General features: G+C 58.7%; 1 protein-coding gene. It reads right to left on the reverse strand.

Going from position 1 to position 1,396, the window contains the following annotated elements; genetic code table 11:
* Positions 1-144: 144 nt before the first annotated feature.
* On the reverse strand, positions 145-1,080 hold the full coding sequence (locus tag NKH83_RS31520) for a UDP-glucuronic acid decarboxylase family protein (RefSeq protein ID WP_352809071.1): 936 nt from the start codon (positions 1,078-1,080) through the stop codon (positions 145-147).
* Positions 1,081-1,396 lie beyond the last annotated feature (316 nt).

Genomic DNA, 1,396 nt, shown 5'->3' on the forward strand with positions numbered 1-1,396 from the left:
CGCGGCAAAGGCAAGAAACTCGCGCTCGATGCTGTCCGGGTCGGGCCAGCCATCATGTACGACGATGCGATATTTGAGGTTGAGCTTGATTTCTTTCGCAGCGCCGGCGGCTCTGCCGGAAGGGAGTGAGCGGGAGTGCGCCTCTCATGCCAGCACTTTCCTGAAGTAGGCGACCGTCTCTTTCAGACCGTCTTCAAGCCGCACGCGCGGCGCCCAGTCCAGGGCAGCCTTGGCGAGGCTCGTATCGGGCTTACGCTGCTTCGGGTCATCCGCCGGAAGCGGCAGGAAAGCAAGCTTTGATGACCCGCCGACGATCTTGAGCACCTGTTCCGCAAGCTCCAGCATGGTGAATTCGCCTGGGTTGCCGATATTGACCGGACCTGTGAAACCCGCGGGACTTCCCATCATCTTGACCATCCCGTCGATTAGATCGTCGACATAGCAGAAGCTCCGCGTCTGCGACCCGTTCCCATAGATGGTGAGAGGCTCGCCCGTGAGCGCTTGGACGATGAAATTCGACACAACCCGGCCGTCATTGGGATGCATACGCGGCCCGTAGGTGTTGAAGATGCGCATTACCTTAATTTCAAGGCCGATCTGGCGACTATAGTCGAAAAACAGGGTCTCCGCACAGCGCTTACCCTCGTCATAGCAGCTTCTGGCGCCGATCGGATTGACCCGGCCCCAATACGTCTCGACCTGCGGATGAATTTCCGGATCACCATAGACCTCCGACGTCGATGCCTGGAGGATGCGCGCCTTCAGTCGCTTGGCCAGCCCCAGCATGTTCATGGCGCCGTACACGCTCGTCTTCGTCGTCTGGATCGGATCGTGCTGATAATGAACGGGCGATGCCGGGCACGCAAGATTGTAGATCTTGCCTACTTCCACGTAGAGAGGGAGGGTCACATCGTGCCGTATCAGTTCGAAATCGGGATCGTCTATGAGATGGCGGATGTTGGCCTTCGAGCCGGTAAAGAAATTGTCGACGCAGAGGACATCGTGGCCCTCTGAGAGAAGCTTGTCGCAGAGATGAGAGCCCAGGAAACCTGCGCCGCCGGTGACCAGTATCTTGCTCATTCTTCAGCCTCGCTGACCCGTCGATTGGTCGCACCCTGGATCGGAGCGAATTTCTGCCATTGCCGCAATCAAAAGCACGCGGATAAGCATTCCCGCCGACCCAAAGCAATTTCGGCCCTTCTCGCTTAGCTGCTTGATGCAAGCCGTCGCAGTCGATTTCTGCGTCTTTTCATGAAGTTGATAGGACACGCGCTGGTACTCCCTGCCGGGGATTTGACGGCTCGCCATGACTGGTTTCACCAACCCACCTCCCATGGCCGGGGCTTGCCGTGGAAAACCACCGCGCGAACGCCGGCCGGAACGAGGCCGAGACGCT

It is taken from the genome of Mesorhizobium sp. M0909 (genome assembly GCF_040319515.1).
In the GTDB taxonomy this organism is placed as follows: Bacteria; Pseudomonadota; Alphaproteobacteria; order Rhizobiales; family Rhizobiaceae; genus Mesorhizobium.